This is a genomic window from Anaerolentibacter hominis (genome assembly GCF_032380675.1).
Classification (GTDB): Bacteria; Bacillota; Clostridia; order Lachnospirales; family Lachnospiraceae; genus Anaerolentibacter; species Anaerolentibacter hominis.
In genome coordinates, this window is record NZ_JAWDIX010000003.1 from 17,901 (window position 1) to 34,116 (window position 16,216).

Below are 16,216 nucleotides of genomic sequence, written 5' to 3' on the forward strand. Positions count from 1 at the left end.
TAAGAAAACACGACAAAAAACGGGGGATAAATAGATTAACTATTTATCCCCCGCAAAATTGCAGCTTCTTATTCTTTTTATCCCGGATCAGGCTTTTGCAATCTCAATATTGACCTTTTTGCCTTTGATCTTGGCCTTCTTCATTTTTTTAATAATGGACTTTGCATATTTCTCCGGCACATCCACAAAGGTGAATTTATCAAACATATCAATGCTGCCGATCATTCTGCCCGGCATTCCGGTCTCGCCGGCAATAGCGCCTAAGATATCGCCAGGTTTCACATGGCTCTTCTTGCCGATATTTAAGAACAGACGCACTTTATCTTTATCGGAGCCTTTCCCTCGGTATTGTTCCGTAGAAGCATCCAGAATCTGCTCCTCACCGGCTTCCTCTCCCAGCGCATTTTTCATGAGAGCTGCTGCCAGCGTAAGGGAAGAGATCTCCATCTCGCTCAGATAAAGATCCAGCGTATCCTTGATTGCTTCCAGGTCTTCCGCCTGAATGGTCTGCTGCGCCTGCACCAGAATCTTCTGCGTCCTTACCTTTCTGACATCGTCCAGAGTCGGAACCTTCTGCAGCTGTATTTTGGTCTTGCAGTAATGCTCGATATCATGCAGCTTACGGATTTCCTTTCCCACAACGAGGGTAAACGATTTTCCGCTTCTTCCGGCCCGGCCGGTCCGCCCGATCCGATGTACATAATACTCATCATCCTGGGGCAGATCGTAATTGAACACTGCCTCCACATCGTCTACGTCGATTCCTCTTGCCGCCACATCGGTAGCCACCAGAATATTAGCCCAGCCCTTACGGAAACTGTCCATAACCCGGTCTCTCTGCATCTGTTTCAAATCTCCGTGGAGCCCCTCTGCGTTATAGCCCATTTCTTTCAGGCTTTCCGTCAGATCATCCACCTGTTTCTTCGTATTGCAGAAGACAAGGGAGAGCTTCGGCTGATGCACATCCAGAAGTCTGGCCAGAACAGCTACTTTATTTCTCTGTTTTACTTCATAATAATACTGCTCAATCACAGGAACGGTTAATTCCTGTTTTACCACCCGGATCACTTCCGCATTTTTCTGATAAGTTCTGGCAATGTCCAGAATCGGCTTCGGCATAGTAGCTGAAAATAAAACAGTCTGATGTTCTTCCGGCATGTCTTTCAGAATTGTCTCAATATCCTCCCGGAATCCCATGTTCAGCATCTCATCCGCTTCATCCAGCACGATGGTGTGTACATGATCCATCCGCAGGGTTCTTCTTCTCATATGATCCATCACCCGTCCCGGCGTACCGATAATAATCTGCACACCGCCCTTTAGCGCGTGGATCTGTCTTACAATATCCTGGCCTCCGTAAATCGGGAGTACTTTAATCCCGTTCATGAATTTGGCCAGTCTGCGGATCTCGTCCGCCACCTGCATCGCCAGCTCCCTGGTGGGGCACAGGACGATCTCTTGCACACAGCGGTCACTCTCATCCACCTTCTGTAAAAGCGGAATACCAAATGCCGCCGTCTTTCCGGTCCCTGTCTGTGCCTGGCCGATCATATCCTGTCCGGTCAGCATAACCGGTATCGCTTTCTCCTGGATGGGACTCATCGTTTCAAATCCCATATCCTCTACTGCTCTTACAATCCTGCTGTCAATTTGTGTTTCTTCTTCAAAAACTCTGCTCATGTTCTCCTTAAACCTTTCTCACCGTCAGCTGACAGCCTGCGCCATCCCGCCGCGGTACCAATCTACATGGAAAAATCGGCATCCGCCATTTTCTCCCTACAGATACATGGATTCCAAATACAGAGTCTGAAAATCATTTTCATTCGCCAGCACAACTTCTTTGGCAATTCGCTTCTTTTTATCAATTCTCTCCTTCAAATCCTTACATCCATACAGGGCAGCCCCAGTCAACGCACTGTTACCCATTACCCGGATCTTTGATACTGCTTCCTCCGGAAACAGACCGGTTCCTGCCGCCTTTTCCATATTCAAATAGAAGCCGAAGCCTCCCGCAACATAAATATGACCCAGATCATCCCATTTACAGCCATATTTTTTTAACAGCACTTCCATCCCGGCTCTCACAGCGGCCTTAGCCATCTGAAATTCCCGTATATCCTGCTGAAGCAGCCGTATGCCGCCTCCCGGTCCCCGGGCCAGTGGATACCCCATATCAAAATACTCGGATTTGAGAAGTCCTGTTTCATCTAAGATTCTGTTTTTCCTCAGTTCCGAAACCGCCTCTACAAGGCCGGTTCCGCAAAGTCCGCAGGCAGTTTTATCTCCAATGGTAGCACAAACCGCTATGCCATCTTTGATATCCACCCCACAGATTGCTCCTGGTATGCTTCCGGTCCCGCAACTGATATTCCCGCCCTCAAAAGCCGGGCCTGCGGCGGCTGAAGTCAGAAGAAGGGTGTTCCTATCTCCCAGCGCCATCTCTCCATTTGTCCCCAGATCCAGAAACAAAGAAGGTTTTTCGCTATCCAGAAATCCGCAGGTCAATAAACCCGCCGCAATATCGCCCCCAACAAAGGCCGAAAATCCGGGAAGAGTGACCATCTCTGCCGTCAGGCCAAAATCCCGGCGGACCTCATCCTCTTCCAGATTGCACTCGTTAAGGGTCACCGGTGTGAAGGGATACTGTCCCAGCCCATCGCAGGAAAGTCCCAAAAAGATATGCTCCATCACAGTATTCCCTGCAACCGCAACCTTTATAATCCGTTCCGGATTTATACCGGTATCTGCTGCCAGTTTGTTAAGCCCCTGTCTTAGTTCTCTGCGGATCAGATCTTTTAACCGCTCCGCCTTTCCTTCACAGGCAGCCCGTATTCTGGAGATGACATCTGCCCCATAGGCCCTCTGGGGATTCACAAAGGCATGAGACGCGTAGATCTTGCCTGTCTTAATGCCCAGCAGTTCCAGCGCCACCGTGGTAGTCCCCAAATCCACTGCCGCAAGAAAGTCTTCACGGGTTTCATCCGCACAGAACTCCCCTGAAATCGGCACAGAGGTCAGAATCTTCATCTGTTCCTCTCCGGAAGCCGGCAGAAGAATGGTTTCATTCCCTTCCGGAAAATAGGCACAAGCCAATACTTCGCCTTTGCCGCTCACGGTAACTCTGCATTTCCCGCAGGTTCCATTTCCGCCGCAGTCGGCAGCAATGGAAATTCCCGCCTCTCTGAGCTGGCTGAGCAGGCTCATCCCCGGTTTTCCGGTCAGACGTGTCACCTTCCCGTTTCCTATTATCAGCATAGGCTTCCACTCCAAAACAAACGCCTTTATTTGTTAACAAAGAAATAGCACTCGTATCGAGTGCTATTTCAGAATCTTTACCTTAACAGTATAGGGGCATATCAACACTTTGTCAATGAATTTATTGTTCCTTGATCTCCGCATCCAGACGGTTATCCTTAACATCGATCAGGATTGTGCTCCCCGCCCCTGCATTACCTTCCAGGATCAAGCGTGCCGATAAAGTCTCTACATTTTTCTGCAGATATCTCTTCAGAGGCCTTGCGCCGTACATCGGATCATACGCATTTTCCGCAATATATTCTTTTGCCCGCTCCGTCAGGGAAACGCTCAATTCCCGATCCGCAAGCCGTTTATTCAAATCCGCAATCTGCAGATCCAGAATTTTGGAAATATTCTCCCTGGTCAGCGGCTTAAAGAGAATAATCTCATCCAAACGGTTCAAGAATTCAGGTCTGAAATGATTTCTCAGGTCGTTCATAACCAGGTTCTCACATTCCTCGCTGATATCTCCATTTTCTTCAATCTGTTCCAGCAGATACGAGGACCCAATGTTGGAGGTCATAATCAGAATGGTATTTTTAAAATCCACGGTGCGGCCCTGGGAATCCGTGATACGTCCATCGTCCAGCACCTGGAGCAGGACATTAAATACATCCGGATGCGCTTTTTCTATTTCATCAAACAGCACGACAGAATATGGTTTTCTTCTCACAGCTTCCGTCAGCTGGCCGCCTTCCTCATATCCCACATATCCCGGAGGTGCTCCGATCAGCCGTGATACGGAGTATTTCTCCATATATTCACTCATATCTATCCGAACCATATTCTGTTCATTGTCAAACAGGCTCTGTGCAAGCGCCTTGGCAAGCTCTGTCTTACCAACCCCGGTAGGCCCTAAGAACAGGAAGGAACCGATGGGCTTGGTGGGGTCCTTAATACCGGCCTTGGATCGTAAAATAGCTTCGGACACCTTGGTCACGCCTTCATCCTGGCCAATCACCCTCTTGTGAAGCTCTTTATCCAGATGAAGCGTCTTGGCCCGCTCACTTTCTGTCAGCTTGGCAACCGGGATACCCGTCCAGCGGGATACGATCTTTGCAATTTCTTCCTCCGTTACACTTTCATGAACCAGGTCTCTGCCTTCCGCTTTGATCCGCTCTTCTTCCTGTTCCAGTTCTTTGGAGACAGCCGGCAACTTACCGTACTGTAACTCCGCCGCCTTTTCCAGGTCATACTTCTGCTGGGCAGCCTGGATATCCTTGCGGATCTGCTCCAGCTCTTCTCTCAGCTTCTGCACCTTCTCTACTGAAGCCTTTTCATTGTCCCATTTTGCCTTTTCACCGGCAAACTGTTCCTTTAACTCCGCCAGCTCTTTCTGAAGAATCTCCAGACGGTCTTTGCTCAGGCGGTCTTCTTCTTTTTTCAGAGCAGCTTCCTCGATTTCCAGCTGCATAATCTTTCTCTGTACGTCATCTAATTCGGTGGGAAGAGAATCCAGTTCTGTCTTAATCAGAGCGCATCCCTCATCCACCAGATCAATTGCCTTATCCGGCAGGAACCGGTCGGAAATATACCGGTCGGAAAGAACTGCAGCACAGACTAAGGCACCGTCGGTGATCTTAACACCATGGAACACTTCATACCGTTCCTTGAGCCCTCTTAATATGGAAATTGTATCTTCCACCGTGGGTTCATCCACCATCACCGGCTGGAACCGACGCTCCAGCGCTGCATCCTTCTCGATATACATGCGGTATTCATTCAGCGTCGTGGCACCAATACAGTGGAGCTCGCCCCGGGCCAGCATCGGCTTTAACATATTTCCGGCGTCCATAGCGCCTTCCGTCTTGCCCGCCCCCACAATGGTGTGCAGCTCGTCGATAAAGAGAATGATCTGGCCTTCACTCTTCTTCACTTCCTCCAGAACTGCCTTCAAACGCTCTTCAAATTCACCGCGGTACTTGGCTCCCGCTACCAGTGCCCCCATATCCAGGGCAAAGACCTTCTTATCCTTTAACATCTCGGGTACGTCGCCCCGCACAATACGCTGGGCCAGCCCTTCCACTACGGCGGTCTTACCCACGCCGGGCTCACCGATCAGCACCGGATTATTCTTGGTCTTTCTGGAGAGGATACGGATAATATTACGAATCTCCGCATCCCGGCCGATAACCGGATCAAGTTTCTGATCTTTGGCACGCTCCACCAGGTCATACCCGTATTTCTCCAGCGTGTCATAAGTTGCCTCAGGATTATCAGAGGTAACTTTCTGGCCGCCCCGGACAGTGGAAAGAGCCTGCAAAAATGCTTCCCTGGTAATTCCATGATTCCGGAACAGCTGCTTTATATCACGGCCCGGCTGACTCAGCATGCTGAGAAACAGGTGCTCCACGGAGACATATTCATCGCCCATCCGCTTTGCCTCATCCTCCGCATAAATCAACACCTTATTCAAATCATTGCTGATGTGCAGCTGACCGCCGGATACCTTTGGCCGTGCGGCAAGCAATTTTTCTGTATCGGCCAGCAGGCCGTCCGCATTGCCGTTCATTTTTTGAATCAGTTTATATATCAAGCTGTCTTCCAGTGTCAACAGGCAGTAGAGTAAATGTTCCTGATCAATCTCCTGATGTCCATAGTCATAGGCTGTTTTTTCACAGTTTTGCACCGCCTGCACAGATTTTTGCGTAAACTTATTTATATTCATAGGATACCTCCTTATCAGAGTTTCTTTTCATTACATTGTTTGTTCTATTACAACTATAACACATATATCAATCTTGTCAAGTATTATTTTTTATGCCTTATAACTACCATAGAAATAACAAAATCATGGGCCATGCAGGTATCCCGCACGGCCCGTATCCCTGATCTATTCTATTTTTTCCCGCTCCACACGGAATATACAGCAGCTATACGCCGGACTTTTCAGAATAAAATGATATGGAAATCCGCCGACTGCTTTTTTCATAGCCCGGATCTCTCCAGGATTGACAAGCCCGTCTCCCCCGAATTCCGGCAGATCGCTGTTAAATATCTCCTTTATCACTGCCATATCCGGATAGCCCAGTTTCCATTCCTCACAGTCCTCCCCCTCCAGATTCAGAACAACCAGAAGTTCTTCGCCGCCTCCTTTTCTCTCAAAGGCAATGCGGTTACTGTTTTCCTCCGTGGAAGAAAGAACGGTAAAACTTTCCCTACAGCCCTCCTGTGCATAAAGAGCAGGATGATCTCTATAGATACCTGCCAGCTTCCGGAAGAACCAGGCAAACTCCTTGTGCTCTTCCTCCAGAAGAACCATCCAGTCCAGTTCTTTGGCTACATCCCATTCCCTGAACTGAGCTGTCTCATTTCCCATAAAATTCAGTTTCTTGCCCGGAAACGTATATAAATAGGAATACAGAGCTCTGGCCTGCGCGTACTTTTCCTCATAGGTTCCCCAGAGATTATTCACTACCATATGGCCGCCCCGCGCCGCCCCTTCATGGGAAACAGGAAGAATAGAATACATACCCTCTGCCGGCCTGCCATACCTTGTGAGTACCGACTGCCTCTCCTGCCGGTCCCAGGGCGCCATGGAAAAATAGTCCAGGACCTCTTCCCGCCAATCCGTATCCCATATGTAATCGTACACAGCCGGACTTTCCGTCCCTGTCTGTTCCTCGTTTCCGTCCTTTCCTTCTCCGATCAGCATAATTCCGGGGAAGTCTTCGTGCAGCCGTCCCGCCAGTTCCCTTAGAAAACTGCTTCCTTCTCCGGTACGCTGTATCTGGTCTCCATGAATGAAGTGAAGCCCGTCCACATGATATCTACCGAGCCAGAAATGGGCCGCCGATTTTAAGAAGCTCTGCACAAAAGTTTTAGACAGATCAAATTTCAATTTGTCAGATCCCTCTTCCTTCTCATAGACCAGGCTGTCCCCAAAATGGGCAAGCCCATCCGGTCTGACCCCAAACTCGTCTAAAACCAAATCCATCAGAACACCGATCCCGTTCTCATGGCACCGGTTTATCAAGAACATCAATTCCTCCGGTTTTCCGTATCTGGATGCCGGCGCAAAGAAATCCGTAGGGGCATAGCCCTTGCTGTCCTCGTCCCGGTATTCCGTCAGCGGCATAAATTCTACATGAGTAAATCCATATTCTAAGAGATATGGTATGAGAATCTCCGCCAGTTCCCTGTAAGAATAGGCTTCCCCGTTCCTTCCGCGCCTCCAGGAGCCCAAATGCATCTCATAAATATTAACCGGGGCATTCGCCCCGTTGTTTCTGGCTGTCATCCACGCATTATCCGACCAGACATCATCCTGAAATATGTGAAAAACGGAGGCAGTTCCCGGCGCCGGTTCACAGGCAAAGCCGAACGGGTCCGCATGATCCTCCTGCCTTCCATCCTGCCCGAACAGCTTATACTTGTACATAGATCCGGGCTCCACTCCTGCACAGTACAGTTCAAAAATCCCGTTCTTACCCACAGGCTTCATTTCAAACCCACGTCCGTCCCAGCCATTGCTCTCGCTGATCAGCTCTACCCTGACCGCCCCCGGCGCATAAACGCGAAAGACATATTCCGTGCCATTTCCTCCAGGCACTTCATGTCCCCCAAAATATTCATAGGCCGTATAAAAACGGCCTTTTTCAAATTCTTCTATCATATTTATACCCCTGCCTTTCCCGTTTTGAGTTTCTTTCAAAACGGGAACAGGCCCAAATACTTCAATTTCTACTGTCTCTTCTCCAGCCGTTCCTTCAATATCTGATACACTTCCTCCAGCGTCCAGCCGTCCAGTGTATCCATCCGTATGCACACAGGCGGAAATCCCAGCTTAATATTGGATTCTGCCGCTTTTCTTCTGGTCGAAACAAGCTGTTCCAGATACCCGGCGGAATCTTTCATATGCACGCCAATAAACTTCTGACCCATAGATGCGATAATACTGAATCGTTCGATCTGGTCAAAAGGAAGAAAACCTGCCGATACGGCGGAAGATGAATCCACTATTCCATCTGCTTTGATAATCAGCAGTGGTTTCGGACGGCCTGCGCGGATAATCCAGATGACAAAACAAACACCAAAAAATACGGCGCCCAGAATTCCGATCAGCGTATAAATGATCACCTGTTCATTCAGACCCACAAGTAAAATCCCCACACTTGCAGCCATCATCATAAAACCCATTACGATTGTCTTAACTACCTTAGAATGCTGTTCCCTGATTACAATATCTTCCATTTAAAGCTCGTATCCTCCTGGCTAGTCTTATAAATCTTCTCCCTGCGGGTACCCCTTCCACCGGCTTCCTGCCGCATAAACAGCCGGTTTTCCGTCACTCTTGTGTCTGAGCACGGACCTGCCAGGCCATCTCAAACCCTTCGTTTCTTTTGGCCCTGCATTTACGGATATTATACCAAACTTTGTTTAATTGTGCTATACTAATCCACATAAGCTTTCTTTATCCCTAATTTGCAACTGACAATGTTAAGACATCAAGGAGGTTTACGTTTGGAAGCAAATAAGATAACACGTTCAAATAGATACAAAATTTATTGGAAGAGACTTCTTACGCTCAGCCTGGTATTTTGCCTGAGTGTCCCCTTTCTTCCTCTTTATACAGGCGAAGCTGCCGAGCTCCCCGCAGAAGAAATTCAGACAGAGAACGAGGTACTGGTCACTCTGGGCCAGGATCAGGACCGCCTGGCCCTGACCGGCTCCGACATTGAAGCTCAGCCGGTAACAGAAGATATTTACCTGCTCTCACTGGAAGATGCAGCCGACCCGGAGGCGGCATTGACGGAAATGATTCAGAATAATGAGATTAAGGCGATTCAGCCTAATTATATATACACTGCCTACGGGGTAAACGATCCTTATTATTCCAAGCAGTGGGGGCTTACGAATGCGGGTACCCAGTCTCTCCGGCTGACGGTCTGGGATCGTTCTACTACGATAATAAAATCCATCAAAGGTATTGATATCGCTTTTCCGGAGACCCTGGATTTACTGCCTGCGGGCGGCAGGGAAACCGTCGTTGCCATTATTGATTCCGAATTTGATTATACTCATGAAGATCTGAAGGGACAGATCTGGAAAAATAAAAATGAAACAAGCAACGGAAAAGATACCGATAAAAATGGATATATCGACGATATATACGGCTGGGACTTTGTAAAAAACAAACCCCTTTCCGCACCTGCGTCATCGGCCAATGATCATGCGACCCACTGTGCGGGCATCATCGGCGCAACGACCAACAACAATATGGGAATCGCCGGGATAGCATCCCAGTCAAATTTGAAGCTGATGTCCCTGAAGGTGCTGGATACGGATGACAGCGGTACCACAGATGGTATCATAAAAGCCATCAAATATGCAGAAAAGAACGGCGCAGTAATCTGCAATATGAGCTTTGGTACTTATAAATACGATTCTCTGCTGGAACAGACGATGAAAAACTCCGATATGTTGTTTATCGCGGCTGCCGGAAACGAAGGTATTGATACAGATTATACGCCCAACTATCCCTCAGCCTTCACTATGCCCAATATCATAGCTGTTGCCAACCTGCAGTTTGACGGAAATCTTCTGTATTCTTCCAACTTTGGCAAAAAGTCGGTGGATCTGGCGGCTCCCGGAACGTATATTTATAGTACAGTGGCAGGGAACCGCTATGACTATATGTCCGGGACTTCCATGGCTGCCCCCTTTGTTACCGGCGTGGCGGCGCTGGCTTACTCTTATTATGACGGCATTACCCCTTTGCAGGTGGGTGAACTGCTGCTGGACAATACACGGGTAATGCCTGAATTAAAAGGAATGGTTGCAACGGGCGGCATGGTAAGCATGTATAGTGTAATGTCTGCCTATGACCAGAGTGCATTCGCTCCTGACACCACTGCCCCGGAGATATCTGCCAAGGTAACCGGCGTCAAAGATTCCTATAAGCAGAAAATTACAGTTACTGTGACCGATAATCATGATGCAATAAATGAAATACGCTACGTGAAAGGTTCAAAGGACATTTCTTATTTCAAAAATACGGAGAAGGGAAAATCCGTATCTCTGAATGAAAACGGCAAGGGATCTTTTCAGGTTTCCGTCTCCGGTAAATATACCATTTATGCGGAAGATTTCGACGGGAATGGAACCGTGAAGGTCGTGACCGCCAAGATAGATGCTCCAACCGCCATTGACCTGGACTATTCCTCCTATACATTGAAGAAGGGGAAATCTTTTACCTTAAAGGTCTATTTTACCGGCGGTAAAAGCGGCAGGGCTTTAAGCTTTACCAGTTCCAAACCCGCTGTAGCCTCGGTAAGCAAAACCGGTAAGGTCACCGGCAAGAAGAAAGGGACAGCCGTTATTACGGTCAAGACGTCCAATGGACTGAAAGCCACCTGTACAGTTAAGGTTAAATAAGCGGAGGAATCAAGATCTGAAAAGAACGTTCAAACTACTAATTGGTGCAATATCACAGGCTGGCCTGCGATATGCAGAGGTATAAAAATGAGTGAGATTCTGACGAAGGCATTTTCCTATGTGTTTACAATATTTCTGGCATACTTTCTAAAACGGATTGGTTTCTTAAAGAAAGAGGACTATAAGGTCCTCTTTCGGCTCATGGTAAATGTTACGATTCCGGCCGTTGTGATTAATAGCTTTGCCTCGCTGACTTTAACTCCGTCCCTTCTTATATTGATCGGCTTCGCCATACTCTGCAACCTGATTTTGATTGGTGCGGGCTATTTACTTACAAAGCGAAAGAATACAGAGAAAAAAGCGCTTTATATGCTCAATCTCTCCGGCTACAATATCGGAGGGTTTTCACTTCCCTTTGTGCAGGCGTTCTTAAATACTCCGGCGGCAGTGGTCGCCTGTATGCTATTCGACTTCGGAAACAGTATCATGTGTACCGGTGCGAATCTTTGTCTGGTGTCCTCTCTTCTAAAATCCAGACAGAAAATCAGTGATGTTCTAAAGGACCTGGTCAGAAAGCTATTGCATTCCGCACCGTTCATGAGTGCCTTAATCATGATCCTGATCCGTGCGGTACATATCTCTCTGCCCGCTGTCGTTACATCCACAGCTACCGCCATCGGTTCCGCCAACGGCTTTCTGGCTATGTTTTCCATCGGCCTGATGTTTGATATAAAGTGGGAGAAAAACTATTTTAAATCTGCTTTTAGCCTGCTGGCTCTCCGCTATGTCTTCGCCGGGGCCGCAGCGGCCGTATTTTATTTCTGTCTGCCTTTTCCCCTGCTTATCAGGCAGGTACTGGTATTGGTTATTTTTGCGCCGATGTCGTCCCTTTCCCCCGTTTATACGGAATACTGCAAAGGGGACGGAGCTCTCTCCAGTTTCATGCTTTCTCTGTCCATTCCCTTAAGCATGCTCTGTCTGGTGGGAGCAATGATGATCATATGATAAGGAAGATGGAAGAATGAAAAAGGAAGAATTCCAGGATAAACGAAAAGTCGAAGGTTTTACCTACGTCCAGGAAAAAGAACGATAAAGGAGAATAACGGATGAATGAACCAATGGTTTTTTCCAGCCGGGAACAATTCAGGAATTGGCTGTGTGATAATTGTCTGTCAAGTGATGGTGTCTGGCTGTTATTCGGCAAGCCGGGCGGCCCCGATACGTTAAAAGCGGCGGAAGCTCTGGAAGAGGCCCTTTGTTTTGGCTGGATTGACGGTCAGATGCAGCGTATTGATGATAAAACCTACAAAAAGTATTTTTCGCTGCGCAGAGACAACAGTAAATGGTCCGAGAAGAATAAAGCGCTCGTTGAAAAATTGGAAAAGCAGGGGATGATGACTGATTATGGGAGAAATAAAATCCAGGAGGCCCGTAAAAACGGCCAATGGGACGCCCCGAAGTCACCGGCAATTACCGAGGAACAGATTGCTGCATTGTCTGCTGTATTAAAGGAATACGAACCCGCATACAGCAATTTTCTTGCCATGTCTCCCTCCGTCCGCAAGACATATACCCGGGCGTATCTGGATGCAAAGACAGATGCGGGCCGTGCAAAGCGTCTGTCGTGGATGGTTGAACGTCTGAATAAAAACCTGAAACCGATGTGATTCCATTTATTCATACATTTAGGGTAGCAAAAGTGCTGTTTTGACACCCCAAATTTTATAGGGTACGATAAAGAAACGGAATGAGACGATATCTCATTCCGTTTTGCTATTTATATATTCAATATTTTCTCAGCCTTTAGAGCAGCAGCACAATCAACACGGTCATAATACCGGAAATACCGATAGCAATTCCGCTCATAGCTCCTTCCACTTCCCCCATCTCAATGGCCTTTGTCGTCCCCAAAGCGTGGGAGCAGCTTCCGATTCCGATCCCTGCCGCAACCGGGTTCTTAATATGAAAGATTTTCACAAGCGCCGGGGCAAAGATACACCCCCCGATTCCCGCAATGGTCACACAGGCCAGGGTGATGGAGTCGATACCTCCCAGGCTTTCGGACAGGGCCAGCGCGATGGGCGTAGTAACTGATTTCGGCACAACCGACATGGTTAACTGCTCACTGAGGCCGAATAGACGGCAGAGAAAGTAGGAACTTAAGACCGCGGTCAGCGATCCCACGAAACAGCCGCCCAGTATGGGGAGAAGATGCTCTTTCAGGATCTCATAATTATTATAAATTGAGAGTGCCAGGGCACAGGTAGCTGGCGTGATAAAGAGCTTTAGCATCACTCCGCCCTGATCATAGTTTTCCAATGGGATATGAAAGGTCAGAAGAATCACGATAATTGCTGCCATAGTCAGAATCAGCGGATTCAAAATCACCATGCGGGTCTTCTTCTGCACTATTTTAAAGAATTCAAATATAAATATACTGATTACCAGTCCAAACAGAGGGTTTGCTGTTAATTCCATCACTGTCTCTTAGCCCTCCACTTCTCCTGAAACTTCATGATCAGCGTAACCGTATAGGCCGCTGCCGCAAAAGTCAGAACCATACTGACCAGGCAGATCAGCAGAAGAATCAGAATATTCTCCCGGATGATATCCAGATACTTGATCATGGCCACACCGGCAGGAATATAGAAAAATGCCATGTTTTGAAGCAGAAAATTTGCTTCTTCCCGGATGACCCTGGGCTTTAATACGCCGGTTACAAGCAAAATAAATAACAGTATCATGCTGATGACACTGCTTGGAAAGGTAAACGGCAGAAGATAAGAAATAATTTCTCCCACCAGACAGATAAGAAAGATGATACCCATTTTTAATATGCTGATCATGATGTCACTTGTCCCCTTTGTTCTTCCATATCTCTTTCACTTAAACGGATGCTGCGAAAAGAAATCCGCAGCATCCTCATAAAATGTTATTTATTCAGGTCCACATGAACCTTATCCAGATGCCATATTTCATGGGCATACTCTTCGATGGTACGGTCAGAGCTGAATTTACCCACATTCGCCACATTCAGGATAGCAGATCTCGCCCAGCCTTCCTGATCCAGATATTTCGCCTCAATCTTCTTCTGCGCTTCTGCATAAGCACGGAAATCCTTCAGTATGAAATAACGGTCCGCCTTGTCATGGCCATTATCATTGAGAAGCGAATTGTAAATATTGCGGAACAGTTCCGGATTCTCCGGAGAGTACTGGCCGTTGATCAGCTGTGTCAAAACGGTTCGAATCTCCATATCCGAATTGTAAATATCCCTCGGATTGTAACCGCCGTTCTTCTCATAGTTGATTACTTCATCCGCCGACATGCCAAAGATTACTGCGTTCTCTTCGCCGACTTCTTCCACGATCTCCACATTAGCTCCGTCCATCGTACCGAGTGTAATCGCTCCGTTTAACATGAACTTCATATTGCTGGTTCCGGAAGCCTCCTTGCTGGCCGTGGAAATCTGTTCAGATACATCCGCCGCTGCAAAAATAAGCTCCGCATTGGAAACCCGGTAATTCTCTATAAAGACAACCTTAATTTTATTGTTGATGGTCCTGTCATTATTAACCACATCCGCCACACTGTTAATCAGCTTAATTACGGACTTGGCTGTCTGATATGCGGCCGACGCTTTTGCCCCGAAGATAAAGGTACGGGGATACATCTCCATATCCGGCTTCATCTTCAGTTCATTGTAAAGGTACATCACATGCAGGATGTTTAACAGCTGCCGTTTATACTCGTGAAGCCTCTTTACCTGGATGTCAAAAATAGATCTGGGGTCAACCTCAATCCCATTATGCTCCTTGATATACTCGGCCAGCCGAACCTTATTCTGATACTTAATATTCATGAATTCCTTGCGGCTTAATTCATCATTGGCATAGACTTCCAGCTCCTTAATGTGCGGAAGATTCGTGATCCAGTCATCCCCGATCCGGTTGGTAATCCAGTTTGCCAGCAATGGATTGCCGTGGAGCAGGAAACGTCTCTGGGTAATACCGTTCGTCTTATTATTAAATTTATCCGGAGCCATCTCATAAAAGTCCTTTAACTCCTGATTCTTTAATATCTCCGTGTGCAGTCTGGCCACACCGTTTACAGAGAAGCTGCCTACAATAGCCAGATGTGCCATACGGACCTGGCCGTCATAGATGATCGCCATGCGTTCAACCCTCTTCTGATCGCCCGGGAACTGGCGGCGCACATCAATCAGGAAACGCCGGTTGATCTCCTCCACGATCTGATAAATACGGGGCAGCAGCCTGGAAAACAGCTCCAGCGGCCATTTCTCCAGTGCCTCAGACATGATCGTATGGTTGGTATACGCACAGGTTTTCGTCGTAATATTCCAGGCATCTTCCCAGCCCAGGTTGTAATCATCCATCAAAATACGCATCAGTTCTGCCACGGTAACTGATGGATGGGTATCATTCATCTGGAAACAGACCTTTTCATGAAGGCCATGAATATCATCATGGTTTTCCATATATTTCTGAACCGCAAGCTGCACGCTGGCAGATACAAAGAAATACTGCTGTTTCAGACGCAGTTCCTTTCCCGCGTAGTGATTATCATTGGGGTAAAGCACCTCACAGATCGTCCTTGCAAGATTTTCCTGTTCCACCGCTTTGTGATAATCTCCCTTGTCAAAGGAGTCCAGATTAAAGGTATCAACTGCTTCTGCGTCCCAGATACGCAGAGTATTTACCACATTATTACCATATCCCACAATCGGAAGATCATAGGGAATTGCCAGAACACACTGATAATTCTCCTGAACAAATTTCTCCCTGCCGTTCTCGTCCTTCATCATACGGATATAGCCGCCGAACTTCACTTCTTCGGCATATTCAGATCTCTTTATCTCGAACGGATAACCGTCCTTAAGCCAGTTATCCGGCGCCTCCACCTGAAACCCATCCACTATTTTCTGTTTGAACATTCCATATTTATAGCGGATACCACATCCATAAGCCGGGTAGCCTAATGTGGAAAGAGAATCCAGAAAACAGGCAGCCAGTCTTCCCAGACCTCCGTTGCCCAGCGCCGGGTCCGGCTCCTGGTCTTCAATTTCCTCCAGGTTCAGACCAAGTTCATCCAGCGCCTGACGGATCGGTTCGCTGGCCTTTAAGTTAATGATAATATTTCCAAGGGCACGGCCCATCAGAAACTCCATGGACAGGTAGTAAACCTTCTTCACGTCTTCCCGTTCATATTCCTTATGTGTAGCCATCCAGTGATCCACAATAATATCCTTCACTGCATAGGATACAGCCTGGTACATCTGCTGGGGGCTGGCCTCATCAATTGACTTCCGGTACAGGACTTTCATATAATTAGAAATATCCTGTTTGAAGTCATCCTTATTAATCTGATCAAATTTGTTTAACATATTGTTCTCCTCACTAAATAATATCCTTATACCCCTGCATATCGCAGCATTGCCCGCGATCCTGCATGAATCAGTAGTTTGACAGAAACGTTCAAGCTTCCCGCATCCTTTTTGTATTACTGTTCTCCAAACATTGCC

Annotated in this window: 11 protein-coding genes; 3 read left to right on the forward strand and 8 right to left on the reverse strand. The window is 47.5% G+C overall.

Translation table 11 applies throughout. The features are described 5' to 3' along the window. Positions 1-87: 87 nt before the first annotated feature. From ABCW47_RS11490 to ABCW47_RS11510, 5 genes are all read right to left on the reverse strand, one after another. Complete coding sequence (locus ABCW47_RS11490; protein ID WP_343210075.1) at positions 88-1,680, reverse strand: DEAD/DEAH box helicase; 1,593 nt, start codon at positions 1,678-1,680, stop codon at positions 88-90. A 96-nt stretch (positions 1,681-1,776) separates the two neighbouring features. Next, the gene (locus ABCW47_RS11495) at positions 1,777-3,255 is read right to left on the reverse strand and encodes an ASKHA domain-containing protein (RefSeq protein WP_343210076.1); all 1,479 of its coding nucleotides are present in this window, start codon (positions 3,253-3,255) and stop codon (positions 1,777-1,779) included. Positions 3,256-3,376: 121 nt separating this feature from the next. Next, positions 3,377-5,965 carry an ATP-dependent chaperone ClpB gene (gene clpB, locus ABCW47_RS11500; protein ID WP_343210077.1) on the reverse strand — a complete coding sequence of 863 codons (2,589 nt, stop codon included), beginning with the start codon at positions 5,963-5,965 and terminating at the stop codon, positions 3,377-3,379. A gap of 165 nt (positions 5,966-6,130) precedes the next feature. Beyond that, a complete protein-coding gene (locus tag ABCW47_RS11505) occupies positions 6,131-7,912 on the reverse strand; it encodes an alpha amylase C-terminal domain-containing protein (RefSeq protein ID WP_343210078.1) in 1,782 nt (593 codons plus the stop codon). Between the two features lie 68 nt (positions 7,913-7,980). Continuing rightward, positions 7,981-8,490 (reverse strand): STM3941 family protein, encoded by a 510-nt coding sequence (locus ABCW47_RS11510; RefSeq protein WP_343210079.1) that lies wholly within the window; start codon positions 8,488-8,490, stop codon positions 7,981-7,983. Positions 8,491-8,760: 270 nt separating this feature from the next. Here ABCW47_RS11510 and ABCW47_RS11515 point away from each other — a divergent pair, with 270 nt between their 5' ends. The 3 genes from ABCW47_RS11515 (at position 8,761) to ABCW47_RS11525 (ending at position 12,341) form a co-directional block, all read left to right on the forward strand. Further along, positions 8,761-10,674 (forward strand): S8 family peptidase, encoded by a 1,914-nt coding sequence (locus ABCW47_RS11515; protein WP_343210080.1) that lies wholly within the window; start codon positions 8,761-8,763, stop codon positions 10,672-10,674. 87 nt (positions 10,675-10,761) lie between these two features. Beyond that, positions 10,762-11,679: an AEC family transporter gene (locus ABCW47_RS11520; protein WP_343210081.1), complete on the forward strand. Its 918-nt coding sequence runs from the start codon at positions 10,762-10,764 to the stop codon at positions 11,677-11,679. Between the two features lie 101 nt (positions 11,680-11,780). Next, positions 11,781-12,341 carry a YdeI/OmpD-associated family protein gene (locus ABCW47_RS11525; RefSeq protein ID WP_343210082.1) on the forward strand — a complete coding sequence of 187 codons (561 nt, stop codon included), beginning with the start codon at positions 11,781-11,783 and terminating at the stop codon, positions 12,339-12,341. Between the two features lie 136 nt (positions 12,342-12,477). Here ABCW47_RS11525 and ABCW47_RS11530 read toward each other — a convergent pair whose 3' ends face one another. The 3 genes from ABCW47_RS11530 to ABCW47_RS11540 all read right to left on the reverse strand — a co-directional run bounded on the left by ABCW47_RS11530 (position 12,478) and on the right by ABCW47_RS11540 (position 16,078). Then, a complete protein-coding gene (locus ABCW47_RS11530) occupies positions 12,478-13,152 on the reverse strand; it encodes an LrgB family protein (protein ID WP_343210243.1) in 675 nt (224 codons plus the stop codon). Continuing rightward, positions 13,152-13,520, reverse strand: coding sequence for a CidA/LrgA family protein (locus ABCW47_RS11535; RefSeq protein ID WP_343210083.1), 369 nt, complete (start codon positions 13,518-13,520; stop codon positions 13,152-13,154). The genes ABCW47_RS11530 and ABCW47_RS11535 overlap by 1 nt, the downstream gene beginning before the upstream one ends. An 86-nt stretch (positions 13,521-13,606) precedes the next feature. Continuing rightward, positions 13,607-16,078 (reverse strand): glycogen/starch/alpha-glucan phosphorylase, encoded by a 2,472-nt coding sequence (locus ABCW47_RS11540; protein WP_343210084.1) that lies wholly within the window; start codon positions 16,076-16,078, stop codon positions 13,607-13,609. Between the last annotated feature and the right edge of the window lie 138 nt (positions 16,079-16,216).

Coding starts and splice junctions, on each gene's coding strand:
- ABCW47_RS11495 (WP_343210076.1), bottom strand. CDS start 3,255: ATGCTGATAATAGGAAACGGGAAGGTGACACGTCTGACCGGAAAACCG.
- ABCW47_RS11525 (WP_343210082.1), top strand. CDS start 11,781: ATGAATGAACCAATGGTTTTTTCCAGCCGGGAACAATTCAGGAATTGG.
- ABCW47_RS11505 (WP_343210078.1), bottom strand. CDS start 7,912: ATGATAGAAGAATTTGAAAAAGGCCGTTTTTATACGGCCTATGAATAT.
- ABCW47_RS11540 (WP_343210084.1), bottom strand. CDS start 16,078: ATGTTAAACAAATTTGATCAGATTAATAAGGATGACTTCAAACAGGAT.
- ABCW47_RS11530 (WP_343210243.1), bottom strand. CDS start 13,152: ATGGAATTAACAGCAAACCCTCTGTTTGGACTGGTAATCAGTATATTT.
- clpB (WP_343210077.1), bottom strand. CDS start 5,965: ATGAATATAAATAAGTTTACGCAAAAATCTGTGCAGGCGGTGCAAAAC.
- ABCW47_RS11490 (WP_343210075.1), bottom strand. CDS start 1,680: ATGAGCAGAGTTTTTGAAGAAGAAACACAAATTGACAGCAGGATTGTA.
- ABCW47_RS11510 (WP_343210079.1), bottom strand. CDS start 8,490: ATGGAAGATATTGTAATCAGGGAACAGCATTCTAAGGTAGTTAAGACA.
- ABCW47_RS11520 (WP_343210081.1), top strand. CDS start 10,762: ATGAGTGAGATTCTGACGAAGGCATTTTCCTATGTGTTTACAATATTT.
- ABCW47_RS11535 (WP_343210083.1), bottom strand. CDS start 13,520: ATGATCAGCATATTAAAAATGGGTATCATCTTTCTTATCTGTCTGGTG.